Origin of the sequence: Kribbella sp. (genome assembly GCF_035687465.1) — a bacterium.
In the GTDB taxonomy this organism is placed as follows: Bacteria; Actinomycetota; Actinomycetes; order Propionibacteriales; family Kribbellaceae; genus Kribbella.
The window spans coordinates 1-15969 of the sequence record NZ_DASRXP010000739.1 but is presented as its reverse complement, the minus strand read 5'-3'; the positions used below and the strand labels follow the sequence as shown (position 1 = coordinate 15969).

The window sequence follows — 15969 nt, the reverse complement described above, 5'->3', positions numbered from 1 at the left end:
GTACCGGAGTACCGGCGGGGGTATCGCAACATTCGGAGCGGTGTGCGCATCGAGTGGGTAGAGCCGGTTCCGGCTTCTAAACAAGGAGTGTGCGCGCATGCGCAGTAGTCTCACCACCACGTCCATCCGAGTCCTTCTAACAACAGTGCTCCTGACCGCCGGAGTCGCAACGCAGGCGTCAGCCGAACCCGTTCCGGACGAATGGTGCCTCGGTCCACCAGGCATCCATCAGAGCGGCTGGCCGTTCGAGGGCACATTGTCCAATGTGCCGCTGCAGGTCCCGATCTCGGTCACGCTGGGCATGGACAACGTCGCGACCGTCTGCGTCGGCATGACCGCGGTCGTGCAGAAGGCAGACGGCAGTCAACGGACCGTCGTACCGCTCGACCTTGACGGCGGCTCGACGTACCCGCCGAGCTGGACCAAGTACGGCCACCTGACGGCGACCGTCGCCAATGGAGCCGGTGACTGGGTGATCAAGAAGATCACTTGGGGGTCGAAGTTCCGCGACGTCAACGTGCCTTTCAAGGTGACCCGTACGACCACGCTCACTTTGGAGCAGCCCGCCCGGACCAGTGGTACCGCCAGGACGACCATCACTGGCATGGTCAGGCAGTACACCAGCACGGGCGTACAGGCGCCCAGCGCCAACCGCACGGTCGACATCATGCACCAGGTCGGCTCCCGCATCACGACGGCCAAGAGCGACTCCAGCGGCCGGTATCGCGCCACAGTGGCGTTCACCCAGACCACCACGTTGCGCGCGATCGTCCCCGGCGCGGGCGACCAGTACCCGGTCTATTCAGGCTTCGTGACGGCGCACAAGTTGCTCGCGATGAGCTACTTGTCCGCTGCAAGCACTGGTCAGGTGAACAAACTGTGGAAGGTTTCCGGTACTGCGTTCCCCGGCAAGCTCTGGACCGCACTGGAGATCTGGACCGGCACTGCCTGGGTACCGGCCGGATCAGCCAGCTACACCTTGGCCAACGGCTCGTACTCCCGCTATTGGAAGCCGAGCCGGACCGGAACCTTCCGCCTGCGGGTAGTCGTGTCCGGCCCGAGGTTGGACAACTCGCCCTGGAACCGCGAAGTAACGGTGACAGTGAAGGCCTGACCCGTCCGTCAGACCACCTCGTCCGTACGACGCCGCGCCGGCCCCGGGTGGCGTCGTTCGGGCGTCGTCGTCCTTCGGGGAGCGTCGTGCGGAGGGCTGGAAGGTTGCTCTGTGTGGTCGTGGGGGAATCGGAGGGGCACCGATACCTCGTTGAAACTCCGAACATCTCCCACGTACGGCGGGATTCTGCGACGATGAGCCCGTGTCTGATCCCACGGCTGGGCCCATGACCACCACAGAGCTCGACTTCGCGGTCGCGGCCTACACAGAGGACGGGGTCTGGACGGTCACGCCTCTGGCGCTACGTGGTGAACCCGATCTGTCTGCTCTGGTGTCGGCCCTGCGCCGCTATCCCGGCGAGGCCGGGGTGATCGGGATGATCTCGGTGGACGAGGACTTCTTCATCGTGCTGCGGGTGATCGGCGGCCGCGCGCGGCTGCTGCTGTCCGACGTCACCGCCGCGACCGAGTGGCCGCTGGCCCGGCAGGTGGTCGACGAACTCGACATCCCGCTGGCCGATGACGACGACGAGCAGGTACCGGCCGGGGACCTGGCGATCATCGCCGACCTCGGGATGAGCGCGATGGACCTGGGGGCACTGATCGACGACGTCGACCTCTACCCCGAGGAGATGCTCGAGGAGATCGCCGAGGCGCTCGGCTTCGGCAACCAGTTCCACGAGGCGATCGAAGCCATTGGCTAGTGCGCCGGCGCACAAGCGCTGGGCCGACCTGATGGGCCTGGCGCTGGCGGAGAGCGAGAAGGTCACCGACGACGTACCGATCGGGGCCGTCGTAGTGGACGCGGACGGCCAGGTGATCGGCCGCGGCCACAACGAGCGCGAGGAGACCGGCGACCCGACCGCCCACGCCGAGGTACTGGCGATCCGCGAGGCGGCCAGGCATGTCGGGGAATGGCGACTGACGGGGTGCACCCTGGTGGTCACGCTGGAGCCCTGCACCATGTGTGCGGGCGCGATCGTGCTCTCCCGGCTGGACCGCCTGGTGTTCGCCGCGTACGACGAGAAGGCGGGCGCGGTGGGCTCGCTCTGGGACGTCGTCCGGGACCGCAGGCTCAACCATCGGCCCGAAGTCGTCGGCGGCGTGATGGCCGATGTGGCCGGTGCGAGGCTCCGCGATTTCTTCACCGGGCACAGGTCTTGATAGCCTCTGCGGCGGTGGCGTGTCCGAGCGGCCGAAGGAGCGCGCCTCGAAAGCGCGTGAAGGGTACCCCCCTTCCGAGGGTTCAAATCCCTCCGCCACCGCCAAACCACCCCCGGGTGGTCGCAACGCCGAAGACCCTGATGCCGTGTGACGCGTCAGGGTCTTCGCCCTTTCGGCCCCGGCGCCGCTCAGCGGGATGATTCGTTGCCGGAGGCACGGCTCCATTAAGCTTCAGTCCCCGACCTAAGGGCCGCTGTGGACGTGCACGAACTCGACCGGATCCTGCTGGCCGGCGCCACGGTGCTGCTGGTGGCGATCGTCGCTGTGCGATTGTCCGGTCGGTTGGGGCTGCCTTCGCTGCTGATCTACCTCGGCATGGGCGTGCTGCTGGGCGAGTCGGGGCTCGGGATCGAGTTCGAGAACGCCGAACTGGCCCATGCGTTGGGGTTCGCCGCGCTGGTGATCATCCTGACCGAGGGTGGTCTGACCACCAGGTGGAACGAGGTTCGCCCGGTGATGCCACTGGGCGTCGTACTGGCGACTGTCGGTGTGGCGATCAGCGTCGGGGTGGTGGCCTGCGTGGCGCACTTCGTCCTCGGGCTCGACTGGCAGATCTCCGTGCTGATCGGTGCCGTCACGTCCCCGACCGACGCCGCCGCGGTGTTCTCCGTACTCCGGCGGGTCCCGATCCGACCGCGGCTCCGGGGTGCTCTGGAGGCCGAGTCCGGCCTGAACGACGCTCCGACCGTGCTCCTGGTGACGCTGGTCAGCACAGGCGAGGTCGGGGACAAAGGCTGGCTCCATTTCGGCGGCCTGGCCGTCTACGAACTGGTGGTCGGGGCGCTGTTCGGGCTGCTGGTCGGCTGGGCGAGCGTGTGGCTGTTGCGGCGGGTCGCTCTCAGTTCGGCCGGTCTCTACCCGCTCGCGATCGTCTCCTTGGCCGTCATCTCGTACGCCGGGGGCACTGTGCTCCTGCACGTCTCGGGATTCGCCGCGGTCTACGTGACGAGCCTGGTGATCGGGCGGGCGGAACTGCCGCACCGGCTGGCGACCAGGTCTTTCGTGGACGGGTTCGCCTGGTTGGCGCAGATCGGGCTGTTCGTGATGCTCGGTCTGCTCGCGTCACCGGGCCGGATCGGGCTCGACGATGTCGGCGTCGCGCTGGTGATCGGGATCGCGGTGACGGTCGTCGGCCGGTTCGCGGCGGTCGCGCTGTCGGCGACCCCGTTCAAGGTGCCGTGGAACGAGCAGACGTTCATCGCGTGGGCGGGGCTGCGCGGTGCGGTGCCGATCGTCCTGGCGACGATCCCGCTGGCGGAGAAGGTGCCGCAGTCGGAGCGGGTGTTCGACGTGGTCTTCGTCCTGGTGACGCTGTTCACGCTGCTGCAGGGGCCGTCGTTGCCGTGGTTGGCCCGGCGGTTGAGGGTGCTCGACGACAACGCGGCGTACGAGGTCGATATCGACGTGGCACCGCTGGAGTCGCTCGGGGCGGACATGCTCCAGGTGCACGTGCCGAGCGAGTCGAGGCTCGCCGGGGTCGAGATCGGCGAACTACGCCTGCCGGCCGGGGTTTCGGTGTCGCTGGTGATCCGCCAGCAGGAGGCGTTCGTACCGGAGCGCCGGACCGTACTACGAGCCGGCGACGCGCTGCTCGTGGTCGCCCCGAGCACCCTCCGAGAGCAAACCGTCCGCCGGCTCCGCGCAGTCAGCCGAGGAGGCCGCCTGGCCGGCTGGTTCGGCGAACGAGGCCGCGAACAAGATCGCTAGTCAGTTCGGGTTCTGGCCGGAGGGGATGGGTTGGGGGGTCTTGACGATCGGGAGGCAGAGGGTGCTGTCCGCGGGGACCGCGATCGACGGCAGGCCCTTGGCGTTCAGCTTGGTGTAGCCGCTGCCGACGACCACATCGACCGTGTGGTCGGGACGGGCGTCGGCGGCCGCGGCCGCCTTCTGGTTCAGCTGACCCGCGACCAGCTTCAGCTCCGGGGCGTCCGCAGTGGCGCCGCGGATGGAGACCAGGTCGACCTTGTCACCGTTCGGCTCGTTGGCGATCTTGCCGATGTTGAAGCCGCGCTTCTTCAGGTCCGCCGCCACCTTGGCCGCCGTACCGGCCCGGGCGCCGCCGTTGTAGATGTTCACCACGACCTGCTTCGGCACCAGCCGGTTGTTCGGCAGTTTCTGCTCGACGCAGTTCGCCTCGGCGCTGCTGTCGGTCAGCGAGTTCCAGCCCCACCAGGTGCCGCCGATCAGGATCCCGAGCAGCACGACCATCGTGATGGGCGTCCGCCAATGAATCCGCGAGTGCGGTCTCGGCTGCGGATACAGGGCGGTCATCGAGACTCAGTCCACGACCAGGACCCGGGCGTGCAGGACCAGACGCTGCTGCAGGGCCGCGCGGAGGGCGCGGTGCAGGCCGTCCTCGAGGAACAGTTCGCCCTTCCACTCGACCACATGAGCGAACAGATCGCCGTAGAAAGTGGAGTCCTCATCGAGCAGCGCGTTGAGGTCGAGGGTGCCCTTCGTGGTGACGAGCTCGTCCAGCCGGATCTGCCGTGGAGGCAGCACCGACCAGTCCTTCGGCTTGTACCCATGGTCCGGGTATGGCCGTTCCTCCCCCACGCGCTTGAAGATCACCCGGGCAAGTCTAGCGGGGGATGAGGTCTGCAAGCAGGGTCGGGAATGTCACCGGAAAAGTCGTGACCAGGACTCAACCTTTACACCGTCCCGGACGTCCACTAGGGATAGGGACAAACAGGGGGCAATCATGAAGGTGCTGACCAGGTTGGGTATGGGGGCCGCGGCGCTGGTCGTCGCGGTCGCCGGTACGACGATTCCGGCGGAGGCGCTGACCGGCGCGCAGAACAAGGCGGCCCAGACCCGTCTGAACAAGCTCGGCTGCTTTTCAGGCCCCGTCGACGGCAAGATCGGGGCGATGACCAAGGCCGCGACCGTGCGCTTCCAGTCGGCCAACAGGATGACGCAGAACGGTTCGCTCGGCGGTACGACGTACGGGCGGCTGATGGCGGCCTCCGCCAAGCGCTGCGATGTCCGGCCGGTGCCGGCGGGCAGCGGCAGCGGGCGCCGGATCGTGCTCAGCCAGGGGCAGAACTGGCTCTGGCTGGTCGATGCCAAGGGCAAGATCGTCCGGCAGGGCGGCATCATCGACAATCCCACCTACCTGAAGCCCGGGACCTACTCCAGTGGCTCCAAGTGCGGCCGCGCCGGCCGGATCAAGCGCAACACCGACGGCGGCAGCCTCTATCTGAACAACTTCGTCCGGTTCGCGTCCTGTGGGATCGGCTTCCACCAGATCCCGACGTACAAGAGCAACGGCGCGCAGATCCACGCGGACTGGCTGCTCGGGACCAACTCGAAGGCGTCGCACGGCTGCATCCGGGTGCAGAAGTCGATGTCGGACACCATCTGGGCCTTCACCACGAGCAGTACCAAGGTCGTCGTCCTGCGCTGACTTGACCGCTAGCATGCCGAGCGCAGGGGAAAGCTTCTTCGCTCGAAAGGCAGTGCTGACATGGCCGAGACATCGGACGTCGTGGAGACCGTCAAGCAGGGGTACGCGTTCGAGGGACCGGCCATCGAGCTGGGCGCGCTGCTGGTCGACGGTACGCCGAACGTGGAGGCGGCGGTCCGGATCCCGCTGTCCATGGTGAACCGGCACGGCCTGGTCGCGGGCGCCACCGGTACCGGCAAGACGAAGACCCTCCAACTGATGGCCGAACAGCTCTCGGCGGCGGGGGTATCCGTGTTCGCAGCCGACATCAAGGGCGACCTGTCCGGCATCTCGCAACCGGGCGAGGAGAGCGAGAAGCTCCTCGCCCGGACCAAGACGATCGGCCAGGACTGGGCCGCAGTGGGCTTCCCGACCGAGTTCTACGCGCTCGGCGGCCAGGGCACCGGCGTACCGATCCGCGCCACGATCACCTCGTTCGGCCCGGTGCTGCTGTCGAAGGTGCTCGGGCTGAACGATGTCCAGGAGTCCTCGCTCGGGCTGATCTTCCACTATGCGGACAAGCAGGGGCTGACCCTGCTGGACCTGAAGGACCTCCGCGCGGTGATCCAGCACCTGGCCAGTGACGAGGGCAAGGCGGACCTGAAGGAGCTGGGCGGGCTGTCCGCGGCGACCGCCGGGGTGATCCTGCGGGCGCTGATCGGGTTCGCGGACCAGGGCGCTGACGCGTTCTTCGGCGAGCCCGAGTTCGACACCGCCGACCTGATGCAGGAGCGCGACGGCAAGGGCGTCGTCTCGCTGCTGGAGCTGCCGAACCTGCAGGACCGGCCGGCGCTGTTCTCCACCTTCCTGATGTGGCTGCTCGCGGACCTGTTCCACGACCTGCCCGAGGTCGGCGACGTGGACAAGCCGAAGCTGGTGTTCTTCTTCGACGAGGCCCACCTGCTGTTCAACGACGCGTCGAAGGCGTTCCTGGACTCGATCGCCCAGACGGTCCGGCTGATCCGGTCGAAGGGTGTCGGCGTCTTCTTCGTCACCCAGACCCCGAAGGACGTGCCGGACGACGTGCTCGCGCAGCTCGGGTCGCGGGTCCAGCACCAACTGCGGGCGCACACTCCGAACGACGCGAAGGCGCTGAAGGCCACGGTGTCCACGTTCCCGAACTCGTCGTACGACCTGGGCGAGGTGCTGACCCAGCTCGGTATCGGCGAGGCGATCGTGACGGTCATGAACGAGAAGGGCGCGCCGACGCCGGTCGCCTGGACCCGGTTGCGGGCGCCGCAGTCGTTGATGGCGCCTGCCTCGGCGGAGCAGCTTGCGGCCGCGGTGCAGGGTTCGCCGAACAACGCGAAGTACACCGAGGTGGTTGACCGCGAGTCGGCGTACGAGAAGCTCGCCGCCAAGGTGCAGGCGGGCGCCGAGCAGGCAGAGGCGGAAGCGAAGGCCGAGCCGTCGCAGCCGCAGAGTGAGCCCAAGGCGCCGCGGGCGAAGCAGGAGAAGTCGATGGTCGAGCAGGTGGTCGGGTCGTCCGTCTTCAAGCAGTTCGCTCGCTCGGCCGGTCGCGAGATCGTCCGTGGTCTCTTCGGTGCCGCTCGCCGTAAGCGCTGAGAATCTCCTGTTTCAGCAGGCTTTCGAGCGCTTGAGGAGGACCCTTTCGACGGTGGTCGAAAGGGTGTCCGATCTTTGATCCTTGATCAAACGACTGATCCGGCAGGCGCTGACTTTCGTTTCCAAGTCGTCATCGGCAGCACGCCGAGACCGATTGGGACGGGCACCGAACACGTCGTACCGTGAGAGGTGATGGTTGCGCAGAGTAGGCGAGCGGTACGGGAATGGGCGCTGTGGACCCTGACGGTCCCAGCGTTCTGCCTGGTCGTGCTGGTGGACCTACTCGCGATCGGGTACGGCGTGACGGCGTTCTCGGAACTGCCGTCGTGGGACGGTCTCGACCTGGTGTTCGCGCTGACCGCGTCGGCGTTGATCTCGGTGGAAGGTGCGCGCCGGGTGGAGAACCGGCGGCGCCGTGGCGGTGCGCTGCACAAGGACCTGGCTTCGGCCTGGACGATCGCCGCGGCCCTCATCCTGCACCCCGCGCTGGCGATCCTCGTCCTCGTCCTGCTGCGGATCTGGTGGCGGATCCGGGCCGGCAAATGCATCCCCTACCGCTGGGCGTTCTCCACTGCGGTGCAGGTCCTCTGTGTCGGAGCCGCGCATGGGGTGTTCGTCTCCGCCCGTGAGTTGACCGGGGACACGTCGCTTGGCCTGGTCGCCTCGATGGCGGCTGCCGCGGTCAGCTACATCATCGCCGACAACTTGGTCTGCGGCCTGGCGATCGCGCTGATCGTGCCGGGCAGCAGCCGGCGCGACACCATCGGCGACAAGGATGACTTCTCCATCGATGCCACCGCGGCCACGCTTGGTTGTCTGCTGGCCGGTGCTGCCATGATCAGTCCGTGGTTCGCGTTCCTGGCGATCCCGATCACGCTCACCGCGCAGCGGGCGTTGCTGCTCGGTCAGTTCGAGTCGGAAGCGCAGACCGATCCGAAGACCAGCCTGGGCCGGATCGACTGGTGGCGGCGTCGCACCGAGGAGATGCTGCGGACGTCCCGGACCCAGCGCGAGCCGATGTCGGTGCTGCTGATCGACATCGACCACTTCAAGCTGGTGAACGACCGGCATGGACACCTGGTCGGCGACGAGGCGTTGCGGGCGGTCGCGACGATTCTGCGGAGCGCGATCCGGGCGAAGGATGTGATCGGCCGGTTCGGTGGTGAGGAGTTCGTCATCGCCCTGCCGGACACGGACCTGGCCGACGCCACGGTGACGGCGGACCGCCTGCGCAGCGCGGTCGCCGCGAGCCCCCTGGCCGCCATGTGCGCCGGAGTACTGGATGATCCGGACCTCGATCCCGACACCTTCCGCCTGACCGTCTCGATCGGTGTCTCGGTCTACCCGTCGGACGGCCAGACGGTCGACGACCTCCTCTTCCGCGCCGACCGCGCCATGTACGCCGCCAAGGCCGCCGGCCGCGACCGGGTCCGCCTGGCCGCGGACGCTCCCACCCCACTCCCGGGCCGGGCCGACCTGGCCAGAACCGACCTCCAGAACACCAACCTCCAGCGCAGCTAAACGCTCCTCGCAGAACCTTTCGGGGGGCTGGGGCGTCATTCAGCGTGGACGGGATGACGGGAGGGGTATGCAGCGGTCGGTGAGCCGGGATGAGGACTTCACGGCTTTCGTTCTCGCCAGGTCCGCGCGATTGGTGCACATCGCGCGGATGCTTTGTGGCGACCCCCTGCTGGCCGAGGACCTGGTGCAGACCGCGCTCGAGAAGGCCTATCTGCGGTGGGAGCGGATCGAGCTGGGCGATCCCTTCGGCTATGTGCGGCAGGCAGTCGTCAACCAGCATCTGTCGTGGGTGCGGCGGCGGCCCTGGCGGGAGCGGCCCAGCGGTGACGCCGCGGAGGTAGATCAGCGGTTCGGCCTCTCCGTGGCTGACGCGTCGGGTGGCGTGGATCGCCGGCTGGCGCTGGGGGCGGCGTTGGCGGCGCTGACCCGCCGGGAGCGGGCAGTGGTGGTACTGCGGTACGTCGAGGACCTGACCGAGGCCCAGACAGCCGCGATCCTCGGGGTCGCGGTCGGCACGGTGAAGAGCGCGAATTCCCGGGCGCTGCAGAAGTTGCGCGCTGCCCCCGAACTGAGCGGCAGCCACGTAGGAGAGCGCATATGAACGACGACGACATCAAGACGGTACTTCGGCTCGAGGACCCCGCCGCTCGTCCGCTCGATCCCGCGAGGGTGATCGCAGGGGCGCATCGCCGTCGGCGGGTCCGTGGTGTCGCGGTCGGTGTGGTCGCGTCGGCAGCGGTCGCCGCGGTCGCCACAGTGGGGATCGTCGCTGGCAGCAACGACGCCGGCCAGGAGCCCTTCAGTCCACCACCAGTAGCCGGAAGTCCGTCGCAGTCGGCGACTCCGTCGTCTGCCTATGAGTTCCAGAACATCGCACCGCAGGTCGGTACGTTGCGCGCCGGGACCGAGGTGAAGATCGGGCAGCACCACTACTTCAGGACCCGCGGCACCAAGTGGGCGGTGATCAGCCGAGCGCCGGGCGAACCGGAGTACGAGCCGTTCGGGTGGCGCGCGACGGTGGGGAACGACAACCTCGGGGACCCGCGGTCGCTCGGCGGGATGCAGATCTCCGGGCTGGTCTACAGCTCCGTCTACCGCAGCGACAAGGCGAGCAAGGTCGTCTACGTCCGGGGCGACAAAGCGTGGTACGGCAAGATCTATCGGCTGGCCGGGATTCCAGGCTGGGTGGAGCTGTCCGTCGAGCTGCCGAAGGACAAGACGGCGACGGTCACGCCCGGCCCGCCGGTGCAGGACGTGTCGATGTTCGTGTACGACCGGAACGGCACGTTGATCGACCAGTATCCGGACAAGGCGAAGAATCCCTTGCCTCGTTGAAGAACCTTCCCGCGTGGTGTCGCGTCCTTCAGCCCGAGAGCATCCACTTGCGGAGGGCAACTGAAATGCAGAGGAAGACGACAGTTCGGCAGCGGACAATGCGCATGGTCGCGACAGGCCTCGCGGCCGCCGCGGTGGCCGGCGTCAGCGTGCTCACCGCAGTACTGACTGGCACCGACGACCCAGCCGCGGCCGGCGGCGCAGTCGGTGCTCCCGCGGCCGCTCCGGTCGGAGTACCGGCTGGAGTGTCGAGTGCGGGAGTGCCGCAGCAGCAGACCGCGGCGCCGAAGAAGGCGCCCAAGGCAACGATGTACGCGTTCCAGAACCGGCGTCCCGAGGTCGGGGTACTGGCCGCCGGCGCTCAAGTGAAGCTCGGCGAGCACCTCTACTTCAAGACCCGCGGCACCCAGTGGGCCGTGATCAGCCGCGTGCCGGGCGAACCGGAGTACGAGCCGTTCGGTTGGCGGCAGACCGTCGGCAACGACAACCTCGGCGACGGCACCTCGCCCGGGGTGCAGGGCGTCGGGTTGCTGCGCAGTTCTGTGTTCAAGAGCTCCAAGGCCGCGACCGTGGTCTACACCGTCGGCCGGAAGGCCTGGTACGGCAAGGTCTACCGGCTCGCCGGCATCCCCGGCTGGGTCGAGTCGTCCGTGACGACGACAGGTGCCGACGCGACCAAGGCGACACCGGGCCCGTCCGTCTCGGTCTTCGTCTACGACGCCAAGGGCACCCTGCTCACCAAGTTCGGCGACGCCAAGGGCGACCCGCTCCCTCGCTGACGCCGTTGCGTCCGAAGAACCCGAGGTCAGGACCTCAGGTTCTTCGGACGCAAGCAATCAGCAAGGGGAAGGGTCAGCAGGCGGCGAAGGTGCCGGCTACGACCCAGGCCTTGGAGACGTACATGCCGGGGTGGACGCGGAGCCAGACGTTGGTGGTGCCCTGCGATCCGGCCACACTCTGGCCGGTCGTCTGGCACTCCACCGACACCTGGGCCGACTTGCCGGCCATGCCGACGATCGCTCCGGCGGAGGTCGCCGCGTTGCGGATGTTCAGGACGCCCGACGTGATCGAGACGGTGCCGCGGCCGCCGTCACCGCTCCACAGGTACGTCGCGTCCACCCAGGCGTTGTTCGTCAGCAACAACGCGTCCCAGAAGGTGCCGTCGGCCAGGTCGATCCCGGCCGGGTTCGCGACCGTCCGGCCGAACATGTCCTTGCCGCCGTTGTAGCCGCTCTGGTACGCCGCCTGGGCCTCCGGCCGGCCCTGCGGAAGGTCCTTCCACATCTCCCGGGTGGCACTCGGGTTCCAGTAGTCGTCCTTGGTGTTCCACGGGCCGACGTCCCACACCGGCTCGAAGGCACAACGGATGCTGCCGGTCGTAGTACAGACCTTGACCGAGTAGTTGCCGGCGCCGTTGTTGGCCAGGCCCCGCCGCGAAGGCAGTGCGACGAAGTGGTCCCGGCTGATGATGACGTGGCCATTGGCCGTGGTGCCGCCGACCAGACCCTCGCGGGTGGCGAAGACGCGGGATTTCAGCGGGGCAGCCTGGATCGTCATGCCGCTCGGGTCGACCTTGTCCGTGGGCTGCACGCTGACGTCGCCGACCCAGGGGCTGCCACCTTGCGGCGGCGCGATGACGATGATCCTGAGCTGGACGAGATCACTCGCCGCGGGAAGAGCCGTCGGCGTACCGGCCCTGGCCGTGGTCCATTCGGACCACCTCTCATCGACCATCGCCCGTACGTCGACCTCGGCCGTCGACTTGTCCGGCGTACCGGCGAGGTAGTTGACGATGACGGACGAGGTGGACGCGTCGAACCGGACGGGATCGAGGTTCGCGATGCCGGAGCGCTGGGTGATCTCGGTCGACCCCATCGCGGCCGGGGCGTCGCCGAGGATGATCCGGTTGCCGTCGACCTTGACGTTGGTGGATCCTTCGGCGGGTTGCGCGGCCACGGTGACGGGGTCGGGAGTGGCGGCCGAGCCGGGCAGTGCGGCGGCGAGTGGGGCCGCAGCGAGGGCTGCGGCGACACAGAGTGCGGCCTTGGATCTAGTAGTGATACGCATGGGCGGTACCTCCGGGGCGGTGAGGACGCTACCGGGTGCGATACCCGGCTCACCTAATGTGACAAACAAACCGCACGTCTGTATAGCTCGTGAATTAATTTCTCAAAGTTTTTCGGTGACGAGCAGAACCGGATCGGTGACTCAGCGGGTTTGGACCCGTGTGACAGAGGCAGAGGAGAATCGATGACCCGGACCGCGGACGCCGACTTCGAGCGGTTCGTGCAGGCCCAGTCGACCCCGTTGCTCCGCTTCGCCGAGATGCTCTGCGGTGATCGGCACACCGCGGAAGATCTGGTGCAGCAGGCGCTGATGAGGTCCTATCCGAAGTGGCACCGGCTCGACGGCGATCCCCTTCGCTACGTCCGCCGGGTGTTGGTGAACCGGTTCCTCTCCCAGGCCCGCCGGCGCTGGTCCAACGAAGTGCCCAGCGATCCGGTGGACAACGACTGGGACCAGCGGTCGGTCGCCGACTTCGCTGCTGACGTCCAGACCAGGGAGGCCGTGCTCTCGGCCCTCGCCGGTCTGACCGTCAAGGAGCGGGCGGTGGTCGCGTTGCGGTACTCGCAGGATCTCTCCGAGGCCGAGACCGCTGAACTCCTCGCCATGGCTCCCGGGACCGTGAAGAGCACCGCGTCCCGGGCACTGGCCAAACTGCGTCTGGCACCCGACCTGATCGACACCACCGTTGGAGGACATGCATGAGCGACGAGCAGCGGGTGCGCAGCGCGCTCGAGTACGAACTGGAGCCGTGGCAGCCCGACCCGGCCGACCTGATGCGCCGTGGCCGGCGGCTCGCCTGGCTCCGCAGAGGACTGGCCGCGGCGGGCGTGACTGCCCTCGCCGGCACGGTCGCGACAGTGTCCGCCGCTGTCGGCGGACCTGGCGCCGGTGACGTCCGCAGCATGCTGGCCGGCGGCGGTAAGCCGTCCGTGCCGGTGGCTGTGCCGAGTGTTCCGACCCCTTCGGTCGACCCGAACTGCCTGCCGTCCGTTCCGGACAAGGGCGAGGTCGAGGGCAAGCTTCCGGACAAGCCGAGCATCCCGTCGACGCTCCCGTCGGTCCCGACGGCGAAGCCCACGCTGCCGGGCAAGCCCACGCTGCCGAAGGTGCCGACGACGAAGCCGTCGCTGCCGGGCAAGGGCGACCTGCCGTCGATCCCGACGAGCAAGCCGAGCCTGCCGGGTAAGCCGACCCTGCCGAAGGTGCCGACGACGAAGCCGTCGCTGCCGGGTAAGCCGACCGTGCCGCCGGTCCCAACGACGAAGCCGACCCTGCCGGATAAGCCCACGCTGCCGAAGGTCCCGACTACGAAGCCGTCGTTGCCGGGCAAGCCTTCCGTGCCGCCGGTCCCGACTGCCATGCCGTCGGTTCCGGGCAAGCCGGAGGTGACTCTGCCGCCGTGTGTCAGCGAGCACCTGCCGACGACGTCGGTCTCGGTCCCGACCAGCAAGCCGACGCTGCCGGGCGACCCGACGCTGCCGAAGGTCCCGACGACGAAGCCGTCGCTGCCGGGTGAGCCGACCCTTCCGCCGGTGCCGACCACCAAGCCGTCGCTGCCGGGCAAGCCGACCCTGCCGACGGTCCCGACCACGAAGCCGACCTGGCCGACCGCCAAGCCGAGCCTTCCCACCCTGCCCACGAAGCCCCCCACGGTGCTTCCTTCACACCGGTAACCCCTCCTCGCTATTCACCGGTGAGGCCGTCGGCCAGCTCGCGGGCTATATCGAGCTGGCCGACGTGCCGGGCGTACTCCTGCAGCACATGAAAAAGGATCCAGTTCAGCGTCGGCCCCTCCTCTCCGGCGCTGAACCGCCCGCCGGCCGCAGCTGATTCACCGAGATCAGCTGCGGCCACAATCTTGCGAGACCGCTCAGCTCCCTGCCGGAGTTGATCCAGCAGGCCTTCGAGCGTGTCGCCGGGCTCAAGTCGCCACGGTGCGTCCGGGTTGCCGCCGGAATCGCCCCAGGGATCGGGGACCGGCTCCGCGACGAATCCCCAACGGATCCAGCGTCGCTCCATGAACACCAGGTGTTTGAGCAGCTCCAGCGGTGTCCAACCCGACGGGAGCCGGCTGGTCCGCAACTCGGCCTCGCTCAGACCGTCCAGCTTGCGCTCGACGGTCTCGCGGAAGTAGTCCAGCCAGGCCAGGTGCAACTCGCGGGTGTCGCTCAGTTGGTCGTCCGGCAGCATCACAACCCCCGAAGATAGTCGGCCGTCGCGTCGTCGGCAGGGAAGAACGACTCGATTATCAACTCCGACACGGTCACGTCCAACGGCGTGCCGAACGTGGCGATCGTGGTCAGCAGCGACAACTCCCGATCCCCGTGCCGGAACTTCATCGGTACTACGACCTCCGCCGGCCCGGGGAACTCCGCCCGCTCCCCGCCGGAGTACCCGCGAAGCTCGTCGTAGAGATCCTGCAGTTCCGGGTCCGCAGTACCGGCGACTTGTCGTTGCAAGCTGGCAAGGACGCTGCTGCGGACCTCCGGCAGGTTGGTGATCCGGGTGGCCAGACCGTCGGGGTGCAGAGTCAGCCGGAGTGCGTTGATCGGTGCCTTGAGCAACTCGGCCGCGGCGCCGTCGGTGAACAACTGGATGCCGGCGTTGGCCTCGACGATGTTCCACCAGCGGTCGACCACCAACGCTGGGTAAGGCTCGTGGGCCCTGAGCAGGCGACGCAGCGCCTCCCGGATCGCCAACATGGCTGGGGAATGCAGGGAGGCCTCGCTGTAGATCGGTGCGTAACCGCCGGCGAGTAGCAACTGGTTGCGATCCCGTAGCGGTACGTCGAGGTGGTCCGCGAGCCGCAGCACCATGTCCCGGCTCGGCTTCGACCGGCCGGTCTCGACGAAACTGACATGACGGGTGGACACCTCCACCTGGTTCGCCAGCTCGAGCTGGCTCAGCCGTCGGCGCTCGCGCCAGCCGCGCAGCAGTTCGCCGACCGGGCGCTGGAAGGTGTCCTCGGCGGTCGCAGTCATGGCACGACCGTAACCGCCGAGGTGGTCACTGCCATTACCTCCGACGTCATCGACCGAATGCCGGTCCGGCGGCAAGGTTCTGGTCATCAACCCACAACGTTCGAGGAGTTCCCACCATGACCAACACCGCTGCCGCACTCGCCGACCAGTACTTCGCGATGTGGAACGAGCAGGATGAGGACCGCCGGGCCAAGATCATCGAAGAGGCCTGGTCCACCGACGGCGTCTTCGTCGACCCGAGCTTCGAGGTCAAGGGCCACCAGGGCCTGAGCGAGATGGTCGCCGCCGCACACCGACTCTTCCCCGGCCACGCCTTCGCCCTGACCGGCACCATCGACGAACACCACAACCGGCTGCGCTGGACGTGGAACCTGGGCGCCGAGAACGCGGAACCCGTTGCCGGTGGCACCGATGTGGTCACCCTCGACACCGAAGGCAAAATCCAGGAAGTCATCGGCTTCCTCAACTTCGCACCGGCCCACTGAGCCCTTAACTACAAGGGTTCTGAGTGCGCCAGTACGGCGGTACGGGTGAACGTGGTTCGCGGGTGGATAGATGAATGTGGTTCGCGGTGTATAGGTGTGGGTGGTTCGCGTCGCCGGGCTGCGTGAGTTTGCTAGTCGTGGTGAGGTGAGTCAAGGGCGCTTCGCGGCCCTTCGGGCTCGAACGAGTTCGACCCTTGACACACCTCACCACGACCAGGGAAGGACGCAGCTA

Annotated in this window: 18 protein-coding genes and 1 tRNA gene; 14 read left to right on the top strand and 5 right to left on the bottom strand. The window is 67.8% G+C overall.

What is annotated here, in order from left to right:
* The first annotated feature begins 97 nt into the window (after positions 1-97).
* The 5 genes from VFG33_RS40125 (at position 98) to VFG33_RS40105 (ending at position 4044) form a co-directional block, all read left to right on the top strand.
* Complete coding sequence (locus tag VFG33_RS40125; RefSeq protein ID WP_325058284.1) at positions 98-1114, top strand: hypothetical protein; 1017 nt, start codon at positions 98-100, stop codon at positions 1112-1114.
* 226 nt (positions 1115-1340) lie between these two features.
* Positions 1341-1817, top strand: coding sequence for a tRNA adenosine deaminase-associated protein (locus tag VFG33_RS40120; RefSeq protein ID WP_325058283.1), 477 nt, complete (start codon positions 1341-1343; stop codon positions 1815-1817).
* Between the two features lie 31 nt (positions 1818-1848).
* Entirely contained in the window at positions 1849-2277 is a 429-nt protein-coding gene (locus tag VFG33_RS40115) for a nucleoside deaminase (RefSeq protein WP_325058286.1), read from the top strand.
* Between the two features lie 13 nt (positions 2278-2290).
* Positions 2291-2381, top strand: a tRNA-Ser gene (locus VFG33_RS40110).
* A gap of 151 nt (positions 2382-2532) precedes the next feature.
* A complete protein-coding gene (locus tag VFG33_RS40105; RefSeq protein ID WP_325058282.1) occupies positions 2533-4044 on the top strand; it encodes a potassium/proton antiporter in 1512 nt (503 codons plus the stop codon).
* On the opposite strand, the gene VFG33_RS40100 is transcribed toward VFG33_RS40105, so the two are convergent.
* Positions 4045-4608, bottom strand: coding sequence for a LytR C-terminal domain-containing protein (locus VFG33_RS40100; protein WP_325058281.1), 564 nt, complete (start codon positions 4606-4608; stop codon positions 4045-4047).
* Positions 4609-4614: 6 nt separating this feature from the next.
* Positions 4615-4908 (bottom strand): type II toxin-antitoxin system VapB family antitoxin, encoded by a 294-nt coding sequence (locus VFG33_RS40095; RefSeq protein WP_325058280.1) that lies wholly within the window; start codon positions 4906-4908, stop codon positions 4615-4617.
* A 130-nt stretch (positions 4909-5038) separates the two neighbouring features.
* On the opposite strand from VFG33_RS40095, the gene VFG33_RS40090 reads away from it, so the two are divergent.
* The 6 genes from VFG33_RS40090 to VFG33_RS40065 all read left to right on the top strand — a co-directional run bounded on the left by VFG33_RS40090 (position 5039) and on the right by VFG33_RS40065 (position 10983).
* On the top strand, positions 5039-5743 hold the full coding sequence (locus tag VFG33_RS40090) for a L,D-transpeptidase family protein (protein ID WP_325058279.1): 705 nt from the start codon (positions 5039-5041) through the stop codon (positions 5741-5743).
* A gap of 60 nt (positions 5744-5803) precedes the next feature.
* The gene (locus VFG33_RS40085; RefSeq protein WP_325058278.1) at positions 5804-7348 is read left to right on the top strand and encodes a helicase HerA-like domain-containing protein; all 1545 of its coding nucleotides are present in this window, start codon (positions 5804-5806) and stop codon (positions 7346-7348) included.
* Between the two features lie 192 nt (positions 7349-7540).
* Positions 7541-8869 carry a GGDEF domain-containing protein gene (locus VFG33_RS40080; RefSeq protein WP_325058277.1) on the top strand — a complete coding sequence of 443 codons (1329 nt, stop codon included), beginning with the start codon at positions 7541-7543 and terminating at the stop codon, positions 8867-8869.
* 79 nt (positions 8870-8948) lie between these two features.
* Positions 8949-9470 carry a SigE family RNA polymerase sigma factor gene (locus VFG33_RS40075; RefSeq protein WP_325058276.1) on the top strand — a complete coding sequence of 174 codons (522 nt, stop codon included), beginning with the start codon at positions 8949-8951 and terminating at the stop codon, positions 9468-9470.
* Positions 9467-10204, top strand: a complete 738-nt coding sequence (locus VFG33_RS40070; protein ID WP_325058275.1) for a hypothetical protein — start codon at positions 9467-9469, stop codon at positions 10202-10204. The genes VFG33_RS40075 and VFG33_RS40070 overlap by 4 nt, the downstream gene beginning before the upstream one ends.
* A 104-nt stretch (positions 10205-10308) precedes the next feature.
* Positions 10309-10983 (top strand): hypothetical protein, encoded by a 675-nt coding sequence (locus VFG33_RS40065; RefSeq protein WP_325058274.1) that lies wholly within the window; start codon positions 10309-10311, stop codon positions 10981-10983.
* 73 nt (positions 10984-11056) lie between these two features.
* Here VFG33_RS40065 and VFG33_RS40060 read toward each other — a convergent pair whose 3' ends face one another.
* Entirely contained in the window at positions 11057-12271 is a 1215-nt protein-coding gene (locus VFG33_RS40060; protein WP_325058273.1) for a DUF8814 domain-containing protein, read from the bottom strand.
* A 183-nt stretch (positions 12272-12454) separates the two neighbouring features.
* Here VFG33_RS40060 and VFG33_RS40055 point away from each other — a divergent pair, with 183 nt between their 5' ends.
* Both VFG33_RS40055 and VFG33_RS40050 read left to right on the top strand, forming a co-directional pair.
* A complete protein-coding gene (locus tag VFG33_RS40055; RefSeq protein WP_325058272.1) occupies positions 12455-12973 on the top strand; it encodes a SigE family RNA polymerase sigma factor in 519 nt (172 codons plus the stop codon).
* A complete protein-coding gene (locus tag VFG33_RS40050) occupies positions 12970-13944 on the top strand; it encodes a hypothetical protein (protein ID WP_325058271.1) in 975 nt (324 codons plus the stop codon). The genes VFG33_RS40055 and VFG33_RS40050 overlap by 4 nt, the downstream gene beginning before the upstream one ends.
* A 10-nt stretch (positions 13945-13954) precedes the next feature.
* Here VFG33_RS40050 and VFG33_RS40045 read toward each other — a convergent pair whose 3' ends face one another.
* Together VFG33_RS40045 and VFG33_RS40040 are read right to left on the bottom strand one after the other, a co-directional pair.
* Positions 13955-14461 (bottom strand): DinB family protein, encoded by a 507-nt coding sequence (locus VFG33_RS40045; RefSeq protein ID WP_325058285.1) that lies wholly within the window; start codon positions 14459-14461, stop codon positions 13955-13957.
* Entirely contained in the window at positions 14461-15252 is a 792-nt protein-coding gene (locus VFG33_RS40040) for a helix-turn-helix domain-containing protein (protein WP_325058270.1), read from the bottom strand. Before VFG33_RS40040 ends, VFG33_RS40045 begins: the two co-directional genes overlap by 1 nt.
* Positions 15253-15368: 116 nt before the next feature.
* Here VFG33_RS40040 and VFG33_RS40035 point away from each other — a divergent pair, with 116 nt between their 5' ends.
* Complete coding sequence (locus VFG33_RS40035) at positions 15369-15737, top strand: nuclear transport factor 2 family protein (RefSeq protein WP_325058269.1); 369 nt, start codon at positions 15369-15371, stop codon at positions 15735-15737.
* Positions 15738-15969 lie beyond the last annotated feature (232 nt).

Excerpts from the sequence above, each read along its gene's own strand:
- VFG33_RS40040 (WP_325058270.1), bottom strand. The coding sequence starts at position 15,252 with ATGACTGCGACCGCCGAGGACACCTTCCAGCGCCCGGTCGGCGAACTG.
- VFG33_RS40100 (WP_325058281.1), bottom strand. The coding sequence starts at position 4,608 with ATGACCGCCCTGTATCCGCAGCCGAGACCGCACTCGCGGATTCATTGG.
- VFG33_RS40115 (WP_325058286.1), top strand. The coding sequence starts at position 1,849 with ATGGGCCTGGCGCTGGCGGAGAGCGAGAAGGTCACCGACGACGTACCG.
- VFG33_RS40045 (WP_325058285.1), bottom strand. The coding sequence starts at position 14,461 with ATGCTGCCGGACGACCAACTGAGCGACACCCGCGAGTTGCACCTGGCC.
- VFG33_RS40080 (WP_325058277.1), top strand. The coding sequence starts at position 7,541 with ATGGTTGCGCAGAGTAGGCGAGCGGTACGGGAATGGGCGCTGTGGACC.
- VFG33_RS40085 (WP_325058278.1), top strand. The coding sequence starts at position 5,804 with ATGGCCGAGACATCGGACGTCGTGGAGACCGTCAAGCAGGGGTACGCG.
- VFG33_RS40070 (WP_325058275.1), top strand. The coding sequence starts at position 9,467 with ATGAACGACGACGACATCAAGACGGTACTTCGGCTCGAGGACCCCGCC.
- VFG33_RS40120 (WP_325058283.1), top strand. The coding sequence starts at position 1,341 with ATGACCACCACAGAGCTCGACTTCGCGGTCGCGGCCTACACAGAGGAC.
- VFG33_RS40035 (WP_325058269.1), top strand. The coding sequence starts at position 15,369 with ATGACCAACACCGCTGCCGCACTCGCCGACCAGTACTTCGCGATGTGG.
- VFG33_RS40090 (WP_325058279.1), top strand. The coding sequence starts at position 5,039 with ATGAAGGTGCTGACCAGGTTGGGTATGGGGGCCGCGGCGCTGGTCGTC.
- VFG33_RS40050 (WP_325058271.1), top strand. The coding sequence starts at position 12,970 with ATGAGCGACGAGCAGCGGGTGCGCAGCGCGCTCGAGTACGAACTGGAG.
- VFG33_RS40060 (WP_325058273.1), bottom strand. The coding sequence starts at position 12,271 with ATGCGTATCACTACTAGATCCAAGGCCGCACTCTGTGTCGCCGCAGCC.
- VFG33_RS40125 (WP_325058284.1), top strand. The coding sequence starts at position 98 with ATGCGCAGTAGTCTCACCACCACGTCCATCCGAGTCCTTCTAACAACA.
- VFG33_RS40055 (WP_325058272.1), top strand. The coding sequence starts at position 12,455 with ATGACCCGGACCGCGGACGCCGACTTCGAGCGGTTCGTGCAGGCCCAG.
- VFG33_RS40065 (WP_325058274.1), top strand. The coding sequence starts at position 10,309 with ATGGTCGCGACAGGCCTCGCGGCCGCCGCGGTGGCCGGCGTCAGCGTG.